This is a genomic window from Rathayibacter sp. VKM Ac-2760 (assembly GCF_009834185.1).
GTDB lineage: Bacteria > Actinomycetota > Actinomycetes > Actinomycetales > Microbacteriaceae > Rathayibacter.
Genome location: NZ_CP047173.1, coordinates 264,565 through 281,810 on the forward strand (window position 1 = coordinate 264,565; position 17,246 = coordinate 281,810).

Below are 17,246 nucleotides of genomic sequence, written 5' to 3' on the forward strand. Positions count from 1 at the left end.
GTCGGGGGTGCCGGTGGAGCGTGCGGGTCAGAGCGTGGACCAGGTGGGCCGGCCGCCGAGGAGCGTCGCCGCGACGGGCGTCGTCCGCAGCTCCTCCGTGTCGGCGCTCGCCGGATCGCGGTCGACGACGACGAGGTCGGCCGGCGCGCCGACGGCGACGGCGGCGCCGCGGGTGCTCGCCGCGAGGGCGACGTCGAACGGCAGGCGCTCGGCCGGGTGCCAGGCCTCGCGGCCGTCGCGGCGGCGGCTGACCGCGGCGGCGAGCGAGACCCAGGGGTCGAGCGGGGCGACCGGCGCGTCGGAGCCGAGGGCGAGGGTCGCTCCGGCGGCGTGCAGCGAGCCGAAGGCGAAGGAGCGGTCGGTGCGGCCGGCCCAGTGGTGGTCGGCGACGTCGCGGTCGTCCATCGCGTGCTCCGGCTGCACGCTCGCGACGAGGCCGAGGCGGCCGAAGCGCACGAAGTCCTCCGCCGCGACGAGCTGGGCGTGCTCGATCGTTCCGGCCAGGCCGAGCCGCTCGAAGACGTCGAGCACCGCGGCGTTCGCGCGGTCGCCGATCGCGTGCACGGCCGGGAGGATGCCGGCGTGGCGGGCGCGGATCAGCAGTCCCTCCACCTCCTCCGGGGCGACGCTCAGCACGCCGCACGGGTGCGGGTGGTCGGCGGCGAGGCCGGGGTACGGGTCCCAGCACCAGGCGGTGCGGGTGTTGAGGGAGCCGTCGACGACGATCTTGAGGCGACCCATCGTCGCCAGGCCGGTCGGGTCGAGCGGGTCGCCGGTGCGCAGGCCCCGAGCGATCGCGTCGTCGAGCCGGTCGGGCCAGACCGAGGTCTCGACCCGCAGGGACGTGACGCCCTCGGCGATGCGGGCCGGCCAGGCGCGGGAGTTGTCGGCGTTCTCGAACTCGACGATGCCGACCACGCCGCGGGCGGCGGCGGCCTCGGCGGTCTCGCGGTAGGCGGCGGAGGTGGGCAGGCCGACCGCGTCGATCAGGTCGAGCGTGCCGATCCACTCCGTCTCGCGGAGCATCCCGTCCTCGGGGATCGACCGGCCGAAGCGCCGGCCGGCCGCGCTGTTGAGCCAGCCGCAGTGCAGGTCGCCGCTGATCAGGACGAGCGGGCGGTCGGGCGCGATCGCGTCGAGGGCCGCGCGGGTGGGCGCATCCGCCCAGAGTCCGTCGCGGAAGCCGTAGCCGATCAGCACGGCGTCCTCGCGGACGGGCAGCGCCGCGCGCATGATCGCGGCGGCCTCGGCGGCGCTCGCCGCGGGGGCGAGGTCGACCCGCTGCCGGCGGACCACCCACTGGGTGAAGTGCACGTGCGCGTCCCAGAAGCCGGGCGCGACGAAGCGGCCGTCGGCGTCGAGGGACTCGGCATCGCCCGGCAGCGTGCCGGCGGGGGCGATCGCGGCGATCACGCCGTCGCGCAGCAGCAGGTCGGCGGGGGCGTCCTGCCCCGCGAAGCGAGCGGAGCGGATCAGGAGCTCGGTCATGCGTCCTCCAGGTCGAGCGGGCGGCCCATCACGGGCACGGCCCGGAGCAGCTGCCGCGTGTACGGGTCGGCGGGATCGGACAGCACGGCGTCGGTCGTGCCGTGCTCGACGAGGCGCCCGCCGCGCATCACCGAGACCTCGTCGCTCACGTAGCGGACGACGGCGAGATTGTGCGAGATGAAGAGCATGGTCAGCTGGAGCCGCTGCTGCAGCTCGCGCAGCAGGTTGAGCACCACGCCCTGCACCGAGACGTCGAGCGCCGAGGTGATCTCGTCGGCGATCAGCACCTGCGGCTCGGCGGCCAGCGCCCGGGCGATGGTGATCCGCTGCCGCTGGCCGCCGGAGAAGGCGGTCGGCCGGTCGCCGGCGCGCGCCGGGTCGATGTGCACGAGGTCGAGCAGCTCGCGCACGCGGTCCGCCTGCGCGGCGGCGGAGTGCCGGCGGCCGGTGGCGAGCAGTCCCTCGGCGATCGAGGCGCTGACGCTCATCCGCGGGTCGAGCGCGGACAGCGGATCCTGGAACACCATCTGCACCCGGCGGCGCGCGGCCCGGGCGGACGGCTCGCGGCTGGTGATGTCGACGCCGTCGAGCAGGATCCGGCCGGAGTGCAGGGGAGTGAGGCCGACCGCGACCCGGGCGACCGTCGACTTGCCCGAGCCGGACTCGCCGACCAGCCCGTGCGTGGTGCCGGGGCGGACGGTGAGGTCGACGGTGTCGACCGCGGTGGTGGCCGAGCGGCCGTGGCCGAAGCGCACGGTCACCGCCTCGTAGCGCAGCTCGCTCATGCGGTCAGTGCCTCCTGGTCGCGGGCGGTCCGGTCGGCGGCCTGCGGCTCCTCGTCGAGGGCCGCGATCACCGGGAGCGGCGCGCCCCGGTCGGTCGCCATGTCCGGCACGCAGGCGATCAGCCCGCGCGTGTACGGGTGCCGCGCCTCGTCGAGGCGGGCGGCGGCGATCTCCTCGACCACGCGGCCGTCGCGCATCACCACGATGCGGTCGCAGAAGCCGCTGACCAGCGCGATGTCGTGCGAGATGAAGAGGATCGCCGCTCCGGTCGCGTCCTGCGCCTCGCGCAGCGCCTGCATCACCTGCCGCTGCACGGTGACGTCGAGCGCGGTGGTCGGCTCGTCGGCGATGAGCAGTCGCGGCGTGCCCATCAGGCCCATCGCGATCATCGCGCGCTGCCGCATCCCGCCGGAGAACTCGTGCGGCAGCTGGCCGACGCGCTTCTCGGCGTCCGGGATGCGCACCAGATTCAGCTTGTCGATCGCGCGGCGCAGCGACTCGGCGCGCGGAGTGCGGGCGTGCACCTCGCTCGCCTCGCGCAGCTGGCGGCCGATGGTGAGCGCGGGGTTGAGCGAGGTCAGCGGATCCTGGAAGATCATCGCCTGCTCGAGTCCGAGGCGCCGGCGCTCGGCGGCGTTGGGCACCGCGGTCATGTCGATGCCGCGGAACACGAGCTGCTCGCTGGTGACCAGCGCCTCCGGGCCGAGGAGTCCGGCGACGGCGCTCGCCGTGACCGACTTGCCGGAGCCGCTCTCGCCGACGATGCCGACGGTCTCGCCGGGCAGGATCGTCAGGTCGACGCCGTGCACCCGCTCGGTCATCGCGCCGTCGCGGCCGGGGAACGCGACGCGCAGCCCTGACATCTCGACGACGGGCATCGCGTCGGTGACGGGGGCGACGACCTCGTCCGAGCGCCGGCGCCGCACCGCCTTCACCGGGCGGCGGCGGGTGGACGACTCGCTGAACACCTCGCCGAGCAGCGCGAAGACGACGCCGACCAGCACCACGGCGATGCCGGGGCCGATCGCGGCCATCGGGTCGACGTAGATCCGCTTCGCGCCCTCGTTGAGCAGCCGGCCCCAGTCGTACTCGGGCGCCTGGACGCCGAGGCCGAGGAAGGACAACGCGGCGAAGGAGAGCAGGGTGACGGAGGCGTGCGCGGCCGAGTTGACCAGCAGCGGCGGCAGGATGTTCGGCACCACGTGCCGGGCGGTCGTCCGCAGCGGCCGGCTGCCGAGCATCCCGGCGGCGCGCACGTAGTCGCTCGAGGAGACCGAGGCGGCCAGCGTGCTGGTGAGCCGCGCGAAGACCGGGATGCCGGCGAAGCCGACGGCGAGCATCGCGCCGACCGCGGTCGTGCCCCAGATCACCGAGAAGAACAGCGCGAGCAGCAGCCAGGGGAAGGACAGCAGGATGTCGATGAGGCCCGCGATCAGCCGCTGCAGCAGGCGGGGCAGCAGCACCGCGACGACGCCGAGCAGCACGCCGCCGACGACCGAGATGCCGGTCGCGCCGAGGGTGAGCAGAACGGAGACGCGGGTGGCGACGACGACGCGGGCGAAGAGGTCGCGGCCGAGGTCGTCGGTGCCGAAGGGGTGCGCGAGGCTGACGCCCTGCTGGCGGTCGGCGATCGAGCGCTCGGTGGCGAGGTCGCCGAAGAGGATCGGGCCGAGGATCGTCGCGAGGACCACCAGGACCAATCCGACGGCGGCGGCGACGCCCTGCGGGGTGCGCAGCGACTCCGGGAGCCGGTGGGTGCGGGACGGGCGGGCGGAACGGGATGCAGTGCTCATGGCTCAGGCCTCCGCGATGGCCGACCGCGGGTCGAGCGCGGCGAGCAGCAGGTCGATGACGAGGTTGGCGGCGAGGACCAGGACGGCGTACATCAGCACGATGCCCTGGATCAGGGGGTAGTCCTTGGTGGTGATCGACGAGACGATCGTCGAGCCGATGCCCGGGATGACGAAGACCGTCTCGATCAGCACCGTGCCGGCGACGAGGCCGGTGAGCACCACTCCGCCCGCGGTCAGCGTCGCCGTGACGATGTTGGGCAGCGCGTGCCGGAGGTAGAGGAGGTGCCCCGGCAGCCGCTTGCTGCGTGCGGTGGTGAGGTAGGGCGCCTCCAGCACCCGCACCATCTCGACGTGCACGATGCGCGCGAGGTAGGCGAGCGGGCCGATGGCGAGCGCGAGCACCGGCAGCACCGCGTACTCCGGGCCGCCCCAGCCCGCGGACGGCGCGAGCGGCACGACGATGCTGAACAGCCAGATCAGCACGACCGCCAGCAGGAAGTTCGGGATCGCGATCACGACGCCGAGCAGTCCCGAGACGCCGAGGTCGAGCGTGCGGTGCCGGCCGGCGCGGGCCGAGACGGCCGTCGCGACGCCGATCGGGAACGCTCCGAGCGCGGCGACCGCGAACGAGACGACCGAGAGCATCAGCGTCGCGGGCAGCCGCTCGGCGAGCGTGCTGCCGACCGGCCGCTGCGTGCTGATCGAGGTGCCGAGATCGCCCCGCAGCAGCCCGCCGAGGTAGTTCGCGAACTGCTGGCCGATCGGCAGGTCGAGACCGAGGGTGCTCCGCAGCACCGCCACGGTCTCGGCCGGCGCCGTCGGGCCGAGGGCCGCGCGCACCGGGTCGCCCGGCACGAAGTGGACCATGAAGAAGGAGGCGATCAGCACGATCACCAGCGAGACCGCCGCGCGGGCGAACCGCTTGAGGAGGAAGGCGAGGCGCGGGGATCCGACGACGCCGAGCAGGCGATCCCCCCGGCGCGGACCGGCCGCGGGCGCGCTCGGCGGGGAGGCCGGTGACAGCGGGGCCGTGGGTCGCACCGAGGGGATCGTCATGGTCAGCCCTGCATCCGGATCGTGGTGGGAGCGACGGTGCCGGGACGCTCGAGGGTCGCACCCTTGACGTACATCGGCGACTCCGTCTCGGCGAGCGGGAAGACGTCGACCCGATCGATCAGCTCGGCCTCGGCCTGCTTCCAGATGCCGCAGGCCTCGTCGGCGCTGCCGGCGCTGAGCGCCTGCGTCGCGAGGGCGTTGTACTCCGGGTTCGAGACGCCCATGAAGTTGTAGCCGCCGTTCTCGCTCGTCTCACCGAGGAAGAACAGGCTCAGCACCACGGGGCTGGACGGGGCGAGCTGAATGAAGCCGGTGTCCCAGTCGTAGCTCTGGTAGAGGTCGGTCGACCAGCCGGCGGAGTCCTCGGAGACCAGGTCGGTCGTGATGCCGAGCTCGTTCCACTCCTGCTGGACCTCCTCGGCGGCGGCGCCGTGCGAGGGCGTTCCGGCGTCGTAGAGGAAGCGGATGGTGAGCGGCTCGCCGTCCTTCGCGCGCAGCCCGTCGGAGCCCAGCGGGTAGCCGGCCTCGTCGAGCAGCTCGCCCGCGGCCTCGAGGTCGGTGTCCGGGAGCGTCCACTCCGGGCCGCCGGCGACGCAGGTCAGCGGGATCTGGTTGACGAGCGAGACCGACTCGAGCGCGTTGCCGTCGGTGACCAGCTCGCCCACCGCGTCGCGGTCGAGCGAGAGGGTCAGCGCCTGGCGGACGCGGACGTCGGCGGTGGGGCGGTCGGCTCGCTCGTTGAAGAGCATCTCGCCGATCGGGTTGAGCACGCCCTCGGTGTCGAGGCCGGCCGCGTCGAGGCGCTGCCTGTCGGCGCCGATCACGGAGGCGGCGTTGAGCTCGCCCGAGATCAGCAGGTTCGCGGCGGTCGCCTCGTCGGTGATCACCCGCGCCTCGATCTCGTCGGGCAGGCCCTCGGTGTCGCTGGTCACGTCGTCCGGGCCCCAGGTGTAGCCGTCGCGCTTCGTGTAGGTGTAGTCGGAGCCGGGGTTCGACGCGGTCAGCGCGTAGAGCGCGGTGCCGTTGGTCGTGTCGGTCAGGGTCGACGGGTCGTCGAGGCCGGCCTGGCAGACCATCTCGATGCTGCCGGTGCCCTGGAGCAGGAACGGGTTGTTGGCCGTCGAGGTGACGGTGACGACGTTCCCCTCCGCGGTCGCCGTCATGTCGGCGGTGACGCTGGAGCCGAACCAGAACGTGCCGTTGTCGGCGTTCGCCTGGTAGGCGAAGTTCGCCGCGGCCGTCTCGGCGGTGAAGGGGGTGCCGTCGGCGCAGGTGATGCCGTCCTTCAGCGTGTACGAGATCGAGGTGGGCGTCGACTCCCAGCTCTCGGCGAGGAAGGGCACGACCTCGCCCTCGGGCGTCGTGTAGGCGAGCGAGTCGTAGCCGAAGGTCACCATCGCGCGCTGCACGAGCGAGACGCCGGTGAACGGGTTCAGGCTGCCCGGGTCGTCGTTGACGGCGAGGGAGAAGGTGCCGCCCGAGACGGGATCGGCGCCGGCCGCGGAGCCGCCGGCCGGGGCCGAGCAGGCGCTCAGGGCGAGCAGCGCCACCAGCGAGCCCGCGGCGACGGCCGGGACTCGGAGCGCTGTGGTGCGGGGAGAACGGGTCATGATGCGTCCTTCGGGGAATGCAGGGCGAGTGGTGCAGGACTCCCGATCAGGGCCAGCGGGCCCGCGGCCTTCACGGAGACTTTGAGCGACGCGCTGGCCGAGTACGACAGCGGCGTCTCGAGGACGTCGACGATCTCGACGAGGCGCGGATCGGCGCCGGCCTGGATCGCGCGCTCGATCGCGATCCGCCCGGCCGCCTCGATCGCGGCGGCGCGGTCGACGTGGTCGCACAGCTGGTCGGCGCGGCCGCCGGCCAGGGCGATCGCGGCGCCGACGGCGTTGGCCACGTTGCCGCGGTCGGGGCGGAGCACCTCGCTCGCGCCCTGCACGTGATCCGGGACGAGGAAGCCGCCGCCGCCGACGACCACGAGCGGCAGGCCGACGCGGCCGAGCGACATCCGCTCGACGGCCGACTCGATCCGGTCCTGCGCGACCGCGAGGGCGTTGCCGAGGGCGGAGCGGGTGGCGCGGTCGAGGGTGGGGAGGCTGCGGCCGGGGATCATCCCGGGCAGCTGCATCGCGGCGGCGTCGGTGAGGGTCGCGGTCGCGCCGCCGAAGAGCAGGCCCTCCTGGGCGATGCGGTAGCCGACCGAGTCGGTGGTGGGCACGCCGGTGGCCGTGTCGACGATCGTGCCGCCGCCGATCCCGACGCTGAGGATGTCGGGCATCCGGAAGTTGGTGCGGACGCCGCCGATCTCGCGCGGCAGGGTCGACTCGCGGGGGAAGCGGTCGACGAGCACGCCGAGGTCGCTGGTGGTGCCGCCGATGTCGATGATGATCGCGTCGTCGGCGCCGGAGAGGAACGCGGCGCCGCGGATCGAGTTGGCCGGACCGGAGCCGATGGTGAGCACCGGGTAGCGGGCCGCGTACTCGACGGCCATCAGCGTGCCGTCGTTCTGGGCGAAGAAGGTGGCCGCGTCGAGCCGCTCCTCGTCGACCACGGTGAGCAGGCCCTGCGTCACGTCGCGGGCGATGCCGTGCAGCGCGGCGTTGAGCACGGTCGCGTTCTCGCGCTCGAGCAGACCGAGGGCGCCGATCTCGTGGCTGAGCGAGACGGGCAGGTCGACGCCGGCGTGATCGGCGACCAGCGCGGCGACCTCGAGCTCCTGCTCCGGGTAGGACGGGCTGAAGATCCCGCAGACGGCGACCGCGTCGAAGCGGCCCTCGAGCGAGTCGAGGAAGCGGCGGACACCGTCGACGTCGAGCGGCGAGATCGGGTAGCCGTCGATCAGGTGGCCGCCGCCGGCCAGCAGTGCGCCGGCGAGCACGGTGTCGCGGAGGTCGGCGGGCCAGCCGGAGAGCGAGGGGAACTCGGTCGAGGCGGGGGCGCCGAGGCGGATCACCGCGACGCGGCCGAGGTCGCGGCGGCGGACGATCGCGTTGGTGGCGTGGGTGGTGCCGAGCATGACGCGCGAGACGCGGTCGCGGTCGGCGCCCAGCTCGCCGAGCACCGCGGAGAGCGCGGCGCGGATGCCGCCGGTGACGTCCTCCGTGGTGGCCTGCTTGGTCCAGGCGGTCACGGCGCCGTCGGCGTCGAGCACGACGGCGTCGGTGTTGGTGCCGCCGACGTCGATGCCGACGGAGAGGTCGCGGAGTGCGGCGCTCATCGGGCCACCTCCGCCACGGCGCCGTCGAACGGCACGTAGTCGAAGTCGAAGTCGAAGGCGGCGGGGCCCGCGAGCTCGATCCCGCGCGGGGTCCGCCAGAGCGGATCGCAGGCCCAGGCGAGCACGCTGACCCGCTGGCCGAAGCGGAGCATCTCGGTCGAGATCGCCTCGCCGGTCTCGGAGTCGAGGATCGAGACGAGGTCCGGCACGCTGACGACCACGCCGCCGTCCTCGATCACCACGAGGTTCTCGTTCTGGATCTCGACCCGCACCATCCGGCTGCGGTCGGCGCCGACGCCGTCGATCGTGACCGAGCCGCGGGTGAAGCCGCCCTCGGTGCTGCGGTCGATGTCGATGACCTTGCCGCCGATCAGCACGGCCGCGCCGAGCTCCTCGGCGATGTCGGTCACCGGATCGGCGGAGGCGAGCAGGCGGCGGCCGACCTGGATCGCGCGGCTGACGGTGCCCTCGATCACGGCGCCCGGGGCGGTCTCGTGGGTGAGCAGGTAGTGCGCGCCGAGGGCGATGCCGCCGGCCGCGACGGTGAAGGCGCGGGCGTGGCGCTCGAGCCAGGCGATGTCGACGGTGCGGAGGACGCTGACGTTGCCGACCACGTCGCTCATCACCGCGAACTCGCTGGCCAGCCCGGCGACGTTCATCGAGATCATGGTGGCCTTGGGGAACGCGCGGCCCATGCCGTCCGCGTCGAGCACGGCGAGCCCGAGCTCCGCCGCCCAGCCGACCGGTGCGACGCCGTTGCTGCCGCCGATCTCGGCCGCCATCACGGTGGTGACCGGCCGCTCGATGATGCGCTCGACCTCGCGCAGCAGCGTGTGCACCTGGCTGCTCGAGCCGAGCATCTCGATGCCGACCGACGGAGCGCCGATGCCGGAGAGGATGATCACCGCGTCGTCCGGCCCGAGGTCCTCGACGCCGACGACGCGCACCGGCCCGTTCGCCTCGATCGCGTTCTCGACCGAGAGCTGGGCGCCCTGCACCGAGCCGCCTCCGCCGGTGCCGAAGACCGCGCAGCCGGCGGCCAGGGGAGCGACGTCGTCGCGGGTGATCAGGCGGACGGGTGTCGGTCCGGCCGGGGGCGTGAAGCTCATGCTCCGAGGCTAGCCAGGGGTGCGAGCGGGTGGAATGTGCCGTAACCATGAGGAAACGGCCATGATTGTGCTCATGGCACAGACGTCGCTCCTCCACGTCCTCGAGCACGGCGAGCAGTTCGGCATGGTCTGCCGCGCGGGCGACCCGGCGGGCGTCGCGCTCAGCGGTGTGGAGATGCTCGCGCTCGAGGACGTGGGGCGGGCGTCGCCCGGTCACCTGGTCATCGTGCTGCCCGGCGCGGACCAGCCGCGGGCGTACCAGATCGACATCGTCATCCGGCGGGCGATCGCGGCCGAGGTCGCCGCGCTGCTCTTCGTCGGCGAGCTGCCGCTGGCCGAGACCTCGCGCTCGCTGGCCGACCGTGGAGCGCTGCCGGTGCTGACCGCGCTCGCCCCGCCCTCCGAGCTGGCGGTCTCGATCGACCGGCTGCTGCGCGGCGGGGCGGCCGAGGCGCTCGGCCGGGCGGAGCTCGCGATCGCCGCCGCCCGGGCCGCCTGCGACGCCGACCCCGCCGACGCGCGCTCGGCCGTGCTCGACGCGGCGACGGCGGCGCTCGGGATCGAGCTGCGGATGATCGAGGACCCGGCCGTCACCTGGAGCGACCCCGACGCGGTCTGCATCGGCGAGGTCGCGGTGGGTCGGCTGGTCGCCGAGCAGCCGGAGACCGCGGCGGTGATCGCGCTGCCGGTGATCGCCGCGCTGCTCTCCCGGGCGCTGCAGCGCGAGTCGCAGGTGCGCTTCGGACCGGCGCGCTCGCGGGCCGACCTCGTGGTCGAGCTGCTGCTGGCGGAGTCCTCGCGCATCGACGCGCTGGCCGTCGACGCCGCCCGCGCCGGGCTGCCGGTCGCCTCCGCGCACGCCGCCGCGTGGATCACGCCGCGCCACCGCGACGACGCCGAGCGCCGTCTGCCCGCCGCGCTCGTCGCCGCGATCGAGCTGAACGCCTTCCAGCTGACCGACGGCCGCGACGAGGTCTGGCACCTCGCGGTCTTCCACGACGACCTGGTGGTGGTCGCCTCGGAGGAGTCGGGGGCGCCGGACCACCAGCGGCGGGTGCGGGACGTGGCCGAGCGGCTGATCGCCTACGGCGGCGCGGTCGCGGGGGAGGGCTGGACCTTCACCGTCGGCCTCGGCACGCCGCAGTCCGGCGCCTCGGGGCTCCGGCAGTCGGCGACGGAGGCGCGCATCACCGCGGGCTCGGCCGTCGCGGCCGGCCGCCTCGGCGCAGTGGAGGTCACCGACGTCACGGGCCTGCGCCGGGTGCTGCTCGACTTCTACGCGTCGCCGCTCAGCCGCGCGCTGCTCGACGACGTGCTCGCCCCGCTGGACGCCCTCGGCGCCGAGCGCTCCGCCATCTCGGTCCGCACCCTGCTGGCGTACCTCAGCAACCGCAACTCCCTCGCCCGCGCCGGCGAGGTGCTGCTGCTGCACCCGAACGCCGTGAACTACCGCGTGCGCCGCATCGAGCAGGCACTGGCCCTCGACCTCGAGGACCCGGACACCCGCTTCGCCCTGGAGCTGGCCTGCCGCCTGCGCGTGATGGCGACGACGCGCTGACGCGGGCGGATCTCGATACGCCCGCTCCGCGGGCTACTCGATCAGCAAGGGCTTCGCCGCACCGACAAGGCGATCTTTCGGAGGAGCGGCGCCGCCCCGTCCTGCTGGTCGAGTAGCCCCGCAGGGGCGTATCGAGACCCGGAGACACGACACCCAGCGGACGCCGCTCGCCCGCGAACGCCCTGGGGTGCCCTGTCAACACCTCCCTCTCTGAAGAGATGTTCAGATAGCGTCGCTGGCGAGCGGATCCGGAGTCGGCTGTCGTCGCATACCCCCGCGGCCCCACGAGAAGGCGCCCCCGCGGACGCCGACCCTCGGGCCGTGGCGACGAGAGCACCGTTCCTCCCGCTGCAGGAGAGCCCCCACTCCCTCGCAGCCGGTCGGACCCCGTCACCGGACCCCGCCGCTCCCCGCCCCCGACAACGCCGAAGGATCTCGATGACGGCTCTGCCGCACCCCCGCCCCTCCGAAGGTCGACGCACCACCGGCGAATGCTCGTGACCGCGGCCGGCCTCGACGACGCCCGCACCTCCGCCCCCGAGAACGCCCGCGAGCTGGTCCTCCACGCCTGCCGTGCCGGGGACGCCGAACTGCAGTCCCACATCGACGACCTCTGGGCGGCCAAGGCCGACCCCGAGCAGACGCGGGAGCTGCTCGCCCGCTACCGGCGCGAGGTCGAGGACGCCCGCACCCTCCTCGCCGCCGCCGCCGAACCGCAGTGGTGGCGGTCCGCGACCGCCGAGCGGATCGAGGAGAGCTGCCGTGCCGCGAGGATCTGGGCCGAGGGCGACCCGGTCTGCGCCGACCTCGAGCGGGCGTTCGCCGCCCGGCTCCGGAGCGTCCTCGGGATCGATCTGGCGCAGATCCCGCGCCACGAGCGGAGCCGCTGACCGGCCGAACGCGGGTGCGGGGCGAGGGGCGTGCGCAACTCAGGCTGGATGCGCCGATCGGGCCCGGAAGGGAGGGATTCGGCGATTTCAGCCTGAGTTGTGAACCGCGGGCGGGGGGTACCATCGCGCCTGGGTCTCGATACGCCGCCTGCGGCGGCTACTCGACCAGCAAGAGGGCGCTGCTCGACCGGCGGGCATGTCGCCCGAGGCGGCGCCCGGCCGGCAGGGCGGCGGGAGTCACGAGTCGTCGGCCGCTGTCGCCGCGTCCGCGTCGTCCGCCTGCGCCGCGCTGTCCTCGAGGCGGCCGCGGGTCTGGTCGACGAGCGCACGGGTGAGGTCGACCGCCGCCGCGGCGTCGCGGGCGGCGAGGGCGTCGGCGAGCCGGACGTGGAGGGCCAGGGCCCGCTCGCCCTCCTCGCCGAAGACCGGCACGCTCCCGGAGTAGCGCAGCCGCAGGGCGGCGAGGACGGTGTCGGAGAGCTGCGCGAGGACGGAGCTGGACGCCGCGGCGACGATCGCCGAGTGGAAGTCGAGGTCGGCCCGCGCGAACGCGGCGACCCGCCGGTCGCGGTAGGTCGCGGTCATCTCCTCGGCCGCCCGGACGATCGCGGTCAGCTGCTCCTCGGTGCCCTGGGCCACGGCGAGCTCCGCCGCGGCCGGCTCGAGGATCGACCGCAGCTGCATCAGCTCGCGGAGCTGCGTCTGCGCGTCGTCCGCGTGCGAGCGCCAGGCGATGACCCGCGGATCCAGGAGCTGCCAGTGCTCGCGGCCGAGGACGGTGATCCCCACCCGCTGACGCGCGACGATCATCCCGAGAGTCTCCAGGATGCGCAGGGCCTCCCGGATGACGGAGCGCGAGACGCCGTGCTCGCGGGCGAGCGCCTCGATGCCGAGCACCGTCCCCGCCGGCAGATCGCCGCGGACGACGGCGGTGCCGACGGTGTCGACGAGGGTGCGTTGACGGGTCATGAGGCCGGCGGGACCGCTCCCTCGTAGGCGCGCTGCGGGAGCTGCGTGGCGAGCTTGCCGCCGCTCACGTCGACGAGCGTTCCCGTGATGTAGTCGGCGGCGTCGCTCGCGAGGAACACGAGCAGGTCGGCGATGCTGTCTGCGGTGCCCCAGCGCCGGAGGGTCAGCGTGTCGAGCAGGCGGTCCTGCGTCGCCTGCGGCATCGTCTCGAAGCCGTTCATCGCGCTCGGGACCATGCCGGGAGCGTAGGCGTTGACGGTGACGCCCCACGGTCCCAGCTCGCCGGCGAGCACCCGGGTGAACTGCACGACGGCCGCCTTCGACGCCCCGTAGGCGGCGGCCCCCACCGACGGGACGATCGCCGCGAACGAGGCCGCGTTGAGGATGCGACCGTGATCGGAGGCCTTCACGTGCGGCAGCACCGCCTGCGACATCAGGAAGACGCCCGCGACGTTGACATCGAAGCAGCGGCGCCAGGCGGCCGGATCGAGATCCTCCACCCGGCCCTCGACGTTGATCCCCGCGTTGTTGATCAGGACGTCGATGCCGCCGAAGTGCTCGGCGACGCGAGCGACGCCGTCCGCCACCGAGTCGGGCTCGGTCACGTCGCCCTCGATCTGCAGGACTCCCTCGGGGGCGCCCTCCGGGAAGGCGACGTCGAACGCCGCGACCTTCGCCCCCTCCGCGACGAAGCGCTCGGCGAGCGCCCGCCCGATGCCCCGTCCGCCGCCCGTCACCAGGACGACCCGATCCGTGAGATCCACCAGCATGTCGTGCCTCCGCCGTTATAAAAGTCTGCTTATTATAGATCCCATGAACGCGGAGTTGCGAGTCGCCTGGGTGACAGGAGCCGGAAGCGGAGTGGGGCGCGCCTGCGCGACAGCCCTGGGGGAGCGCGGCTGGATCGTGGCCCTCTCCGGGCGCAGGGCCCCCGAGCTCGCCGAGACGGCGCGCCTCGTCCGCGCCGCCGGCGGCACCGCCCTCGAGCTGCCGTTCGACGTCGCCGCGGACGACGCCCGCGAGCGCGTCGAGGCGATCGCCGCCGCGACCGGCACCGACCGCCTGGACGCCGTGATCCTCTCCGCCGGGGCCAACACCCCGCAGCGGGCGTGGGCGGACCAGTCGATGGCGGAGTTCGCGGCCGTCGTGCAGACCAACCTCCTCGGCGTCGTCCGCAGTGCCGACGCCGCCCTGCCGGGACTGCGCGCCGCATCCGGCGTCATCGTCGTGATCTCCTCGATCGCGGGCTGGCGCCCCTCGCCCGGCGCCGGCGTCGCCTACAGCGCCGGCAAGACGGCACTCGCGCCGGTGGTCCGCACCCTCAACGACCAGGAGGCCGACGCGGGCGTCCGCGCGACCCTGCTCTGCCCCGGCGACATCGACAGCGACTTCCTGCGCCAGCGACCCGAAGTCCCCGGCGCGGCGGCCCGCGCGGTGATGCTCGCGCCCGCCGACGTCGCCCGCTCGGCGATGTTCGTCATCGACGCGCCCCGCCACGTGCGGATCGACGAGCTCGTGATCTCCCCGCTCTCCCAGCGCTCCGCCTGATCGCGCTCGACCGCGCGTCTACTCGCTCGTCGTCGGGATGCTCGGACCGTCGGAGTGCGCGGCGAGCGTGGGAGTGCTGGAGCGGCGGATGCGCAGCTCCGGTGCGAATCTGTGCGTGACGGACTTCGAGCGTCCCTGGATCCGCTCGAGGAGCAGTCGAGCCGCATCGGCCCCCATCTTCTCGCCCGACTGATCGACCGTGCTCAGGCCCAGGAGCGGGTGGTCGGCGAGCGGGACGTCGTCGTAGCCGACGATGGCGAGGTCGTCGGGTGACAGGCCGATCTCGGCGGCCGCCCTCATCACGTCCAGCGCTATCGCGTCGTGCCCCGCGAAGACCGCGGTCGGTCGAGAGCGTCGCCGCAGCATCTCCCGGGTGGCGGAGTAGGCGTTCATCTTCGCCTCGTCGATCCGGATGACGTCGGGCGCCAAGCCGTGAGCCCGCATCATCTCCTCGTAGACGCGCAGTCGACGCGGGTGCGGATCCGTCCGGGGCTCCATCAGGAGCCGCTCATCGTTCGTGATGTGACTGATCGCGGTGTGACCCGCCCCGAGCAGGTGCTCCATGACGAGACCCGCGCCGGCCTCGTCGTCGCTCATCACCGCGTCGTAGTGGACGGGGTCGTCGTGCTGCCCGATCTCCACGAGGGGCATGCGCCGGCCGAGCTGCTCCAGCCAGTCCTGCGGCACCGCCGGCGCCACCGCGATGATCCCGTCGACCTTCCGGTCGAGGAGGCTCTCGAGCACGGTGGTGCCGCTCACCCTGTCGATCATCGGCGTGATGATCAGCTGGTAGCCGGAGCGGTGCACGACGCTGACGATCCCGAGCAGGATGCGGGTGAAGAAGCCGTTCTCGACCTGGGGGAGCTGGACGCCGATCGTGAACGTGGAGCCGCGCATGGCACGGGCGGCGACCCTCGGCCGGTAGTTCAGCTCGTCGATCGAGGCCGTCACCAGATCGCGCATGGTGCTGCTGACGCCGTAGGCGTTGCGGATCACCTTCGAGACGGCCGCCCGGGAGACGTTGGCGTGCTTGGCCACGTCGTCGATCGTGATGGGCCGCGGGTTCCTCTCCCCGGGATCGGAGGTCGTGGGGGACTGCGTCATCAAGATCCTCCGGTGGGTGTCCCTCCACTGTAGAACGTTTGACGACGGAAGCGAGGAGGCGTACTGTCAAATCCGTTCGTTGGTATCACCCCAAACGTAGAGCGTTCTACAAAAAGCAGAGTCAGCCTGCCGCGGAGCGATCCGCGCAGTGGCGGCTGCTCCCGGGGGCTGCGACTCGACGAATATGAACATCTGTACAAAACGTAGATTGTTCTACAAAACGTAGAGCGTTCTACAGAGCGACCCGCTCCTCGCGGCGGTCGCTCCTCTCAACCCTTACAAGGAGGTAAGCAGTGTCCTCGATCTTCACCACGCGGCGATCCACGGCTCTCATCGCCGGCGCCGCTCTCGCGGCCGTCGCGCTGGCGGGCTGCTCGACGGCCGGCGGCGCGAGCGCGGACGGTTCCGTCTCGATCTCGTACCTGACGACCAACGGCGACGACTCGATCGCCCTGGGCGAAGCGCTCATCGCGGCGTTCGAGAAGGAGAACCCCGACATCAGCGTGACGCTGAACACGCGCCCCGGCGGAGCGGAGGGCGACAACCTCGTCAAGACGCAGCTCTCGACCGGAGAGATGGACGACGTGTTCCTGTACAACACGGGATCCCTGCTGCAGGCGCTCAACCCCGACTCCACCCTCCTCGATCTCTCCGACGAGGGGTGGGTGGCCGACGTGACCGACGGGTTCAAGCAGGTCGTCTCCACCGACGCCGGAACCTACGGCGCACCGCTCGGAACCTCCTACGCGGGCGGCATCGCCTACAACAAGAAGGTCTTCGCCGACCTCGGAATCGAGATCCCGACGGACTGGAGCTCCCTCATGGCCGCAGCGGAGAAGATCAAGGCGGCGGGCATCACTCCCATCGAGCAGACGTACGGCGAGACCTGGACGTCCCAGATCGTTCTTCTGTCCGACTTCGGCAACGTGCTGACGCAGGACCCGGAGTGGGCCGACGACTACACCGCCAATGAGGCGAAGTTCGCGGACCAGCCGGCCCTCGACGGATTCAAGCACCTGCAGGAGGTCTACGACGCCGGCTTCCTGAACGCCGACTTCGCCTCCGCGACCGCCGCCGACGGGTCGGCCGCTCTGGGCGAGGGGAGTGCCGCGATGTATCCGATGCTCTCCTCCGCGGTCCTGCCGACGCTCCTCCAGAACTCGCCCGACCAGGTCGAGGACATCGGCTTCTTCGCCCTGCCGGCGGAGAACGCGTCCGACACCACCCTGACGGTGTGGGAGCCGAGCGCCCTCTACATCCCGAACACCTCCGAGGGCGCTGAACTGGACGCTGCGAAGAAGCTCGTCGCCTTCCTCAACTCCTCCGAGGGCTGCGACGTCCAGAACGAGAACAACGTCCCCGGCGGCCCGTACTCGACGAGCGCCTGCACCGTGCCGGCCGATTCCCCTTCCCTCGTCGCTGACATCCAGGCGTACATCGACGCCGACAAGACCGCTCCCGCGCTCGAGTTCCTGTCGCCGGTCAAGGGCCCGAACCTCGAGAACATCTCCGTCGAGGTGGGATCCGGCATCTCCTCCGCGGAGGACGGCGCCGCCGCGTACGACGACGACGTCAAGAAGCAGGCCCAGCAGCTGGGCCTCGAAGGCTGGTAGGAGGCGGGATCTCCCGTCGACGGCGAGGGGGCCGGGCCGCGTTCCGGCCCCCTTGCAGTCGCGGCCCCGCACCGTTCCGGCCCGCACCGTTCCGGCCCCGCCATCCCGGCCCCACA

The 17,246-nt window shown here is 73.0% G+C and carries 14 protein-coding genes; 4 read left to right on the forward strand and 10 right to left on the reverse strand.

Going from position 1 to position 17,246, the window contains the following annotated elements:
- Positions 1 to 27 precede the first annotated feature (27 nt).
- The 7 genes from GSU72_RS01145 to GSU72_RS01175 are packed head-to-tail and all read right to left on the reverse strand — an operon-like array spanning position 28 to position 9,448.
- Positions 28 to 1,488 carry an amidohydrolase family protein gene (locus GSU72_RS01145; protein ID WP_159983007.1) on the reverse strand — a complete coding sequence of 487 codons (1,461 nt, stop codon included), beginning with the start codon at positions 1,486 to 1,488 and terminating at the stop codon, positions 28 to 30.
- On the reverse strand, positions 1,485 to 2,273 hold the full coding sequence (locus GSU72_RS01150; RefSeq protein ID WP_159983009.1) for an ATP-binding cassette domain-containing protein: 789 nt from the start codon (positions 2,271 to 2,273) through the stop codon (positions 1,485 to 1,487). Before GSU72_RS01150 ends, GSU72_RS01145 begins: the two co-directional genes overlap by 4 nt.
- Entirely contained in the window at positions 2,270 to 4,066 is a 1,797-nt protein-coding gene (locus tag GSU72_RS01155) for a dipeptide/oligopeptide/nickel ABC transporter permease/ATP-binding protein (protein ID WP_159983011.1), read from the reverse strand. Before GSU72_RS01155 ends, GSU72_RS01150 begins: the two co-directional genes overlap by 4 nt.
- A gap of 3 nt (positions 4,067 to 4,069) precedes the next feature.
- Positions 4,070 to 5,122: an ABC transporter permease gene (locus GSU72_RS01160; RefSeq protein WP_159983013.1), complete on the reverse strand. Its 1,053-nt coding sequence runs from the start codon at positions 5,120 to 5,122 to the stop codon at positions 4,070 to 4,072.
- A 2-nt stretch (positions 5,123 to 5,124) separates the two neighbouring features.
- Positions 5,125 to 6,732, reverse strand: coding sequence for an ABC transporter substrate-binding protein (locus GSU72_RS01165; RefSeq protein WP_159983015.1), 1,608 nt, complete (start codon positions 6,730 to 6,732; stop codon positions 5,125 to 5,127).
- Positions 6,729 to 8,339 carry a hydantoinase/oxoprolinase family protein gene (locus GSU72_RS01170; RefSeq protein WP_159983017.1) on the reverse strand — a complete coding sequence of 537 codons (1,611 nt, stop codon included), beginning with the start codon at positions 8,337 to 8,339 and terminating at the stop codon, positions 6,729 to 6,731. The genes GSU72_RS01165 and GSU72_RS01170 overlap by 4 nt, the downstream gene beginning before the upstream one ends.
- Entirely contained in the window at positions 8,336 to 9,448 is a 1,113-nt protein-coding gene (locus GSU72_RS01175) for a DUF917 domain-containing protein (RefSeq protein WP_208545123.1), read from the reverse strand. Before GSU72_RS01175 ends, GSU72_RS01170 begins: the two co-directional genes overlap by 4 nt.
- 73 nt (positions 9,449 to 9,521) lie before the next feature.
- On the opposite strand from GSU72_RS01175, the gene GSU72_RS01180 reads away from it, so the two are divergent.
- Both GSU72_RS01180 and GSU72_RS01185 read left to right on the forward strand, forming a co-directional pair.
- Positions 9,522 to 11,006 carry a PucR family transcriptional regulator gene (locus GSU72_RS01180; RefSeq protein WP_208545124.1) on the forward strand — a complete coding sequence of 495 codons (1,485 nt, stop codon included), beginning with the start codon at positions 9,522 to 9,524 and terminating at the stop codon, positions 11,004 to 11,006.
- A 491-nt stretch (positions 11,007 to 11,497) separates the two neighbouring features.
- A complete protein-coding gene (locus GSU72_RS01185; protein ID WP_159983019.1) occupies positions 11,498 to 11,896 on the forward strand; it encodes a hypothetical protein in 399 nt (132 codons plus the stop codon).
- Positions 11,897 to 12,133: 237 nt separating this feature from the next.
- On the opposite strand, the gene GSU72_RS01190 is transcribed toward GSU72_RS01185, so the two are convergent.
- A complete protein-coding gene (locus GSU72_RS01190; RefSeq protein ID WP_159983021.1) occupies positions 12,134 to 12,865 on the reverse strand; it encodes an FCD domain-containing protein in 732 nt (243 codons plus the stop codon).
- Positions 12,862 to 13,635, reverse strand: a complete 774-nt coding sequence (locus GSU72_RS01195; protein WP_159983023.1) for an SDR family NAD(P)-dependent oxidoreductase — start codon at positions 13,633 to 13,635, stop codon at positions 12,862 to 12,864. Before GSU72_RS01195 ends, GSU72_RS01190 begins: the two co-directional genes overlap by 4 nt.
- A gap of 43 nt (positions 13,636 to 13,678) precedes the next feature.
- Here GSU72_RS01195 and GSU72_RS01200 point away from each other — a divergent pair, with 43 nt between their 5' ends.
- A complete protein-coding gene (locus GSU72_RS01200; RefSeq protein ID WP_244255920.1) occupies positions 13,679 to 14,413 on the forward strand; it encodes an SDR family NAD(P)-dependent oxidoreductase in 735 nt (244 codons plus the stop codon).
- Positions 14,414 to 14,431: 18 nt separating this feature from the next.
- On the opposite strand, the gene GSU72_RS01205 is transcribed toward GSU72_RS01200, so the two are convergent.
- Positions 14,432 to 15,517 carry a LacI family DNA-binding transcriptional regulator gene (locus tag GSU72_RS01205; protein ID WP_159983025.1) on the reverse strand — a complete coding sequence of 362 codons (1,086 nt, stop codon included), beginning with the start codon at positions 15,515 to 15,517 and terminating at the stop codon, positions 14,432 to 14,434.
- 293 nt (positions 15,518 to 15,810) lie between these two features.
- Between GSU72_RS01205 and GSU72_RS01210 the strand changes: the two genes are divergently transcribed.
- Positions 15,811 to 17,130 carry an extracellular solute-binding protein gene (locus GSU72_RS01210; RefSeq protein ID WP_159983027.1) on the forward strand — a complete coding sequence of 440 codons (1,320 nt, stop codon included), beginning with the start codon at positions 15,811 to 15,813 and terminating at the stop codon, positions 17,128 to 17,130.
- Positions 17,131 to 17,246: the final 116 nt, after the last annotated feature.

Bases quoted from the DNA above. Each gene is read 5' to 3' on its own strand.
- GSU72_RS01175 (WP_208545123.1), bottom strand. From the start codon at position 9,448: ATGAGCTTCACGCCCCCGGCCGGACCGACACCCGTCCGCCTGATCACC.
- GSU72_RS01190 (WP_159983021.1), bottom strand. From the start codon at position 12,865: ATGACCCGTCAACGCACCCTCGTCGACACCGTCGGCACCGCCGTCGTC.
- GSU72_RS01195 (WP_159983023.1), bottom strand. From the start codon at position 13,635: ATGCTGGTGGATCTCACGGATCGGGTCGTCCTGGTGACGGGCGGCGGA.
- GSU72_RS01205 (WP_159983025.1), bottom strand. From the start codon at position 15,517: ATGACGCAGTCCCCCACGACCTCCGATCCCGGGGAGAGGAACCCGCGG.
- GSU72_RS01170 (WP_159983017.1), bottom strand. From the start codon at position 8,339: ATGAGCGCCGCACTCCGCGACCTCTCCGTCGGCATCGACGTCGGCGGC.
- GSU72_RS01155 (WP_159983011.1), bottom strand. From the start codon at position 4,066: ATGAGCACTGCATCCCGTTCCGCCCGCCCGTCCCGCACCCACCGGCTC.
- GSU72_RS01145 (WP_159983007.1), bottom strand. From the start codon at position 1,488: ATGACCGAGCTCCTGATCCGCTCCGCTCGCTTCGCGGGGCAGGACGCC.
- GSU72_RS01150 (WP_159983009.1), bottom strand. From the start codon at position 2,273: ATGAGCGAGCTGCGCTACGAGGCGGTGACCGTGCGCTTCGGCCACGGC.
- GSU72_RS01185 (WP_159983019.1), top strand. From the start codon at position 11,498: ATGCTCGTGACCGCGGCCGGCCTCGACGACGCCCGCACCTCCGCCCCC.
- GSU72_RS01180 (WP_208545124.1), top strand. From the start codon at position 9,522: ATGGCACAGACGTCGCTCCTCCACGTCCTCGAGCACGGCGAGCAGTTC.
- GSU72_RS01160 (WP_159983013.1), bottom strand. From the start codon at position 5,122: ATGACGATCCCCTCGGTGCGACCCACGGCCCCGCTGTCACCGGCCTCC.
- GSU72_RS01200 (WP_244255920.1), top strand. From the start codon at position 13,679: ATGAACGCGGAGTTGCGAGTCGCCTGGGTGACAGGAGCCGGAAGCGGA.
- GSU72_RS01165 (WP_159983015.1), bottom strand. From the start codon at position 6,732: ATGACCCGTTCTCCCCGCACCACAGCGCTCCGAGTCCCGGCCGTCGCC.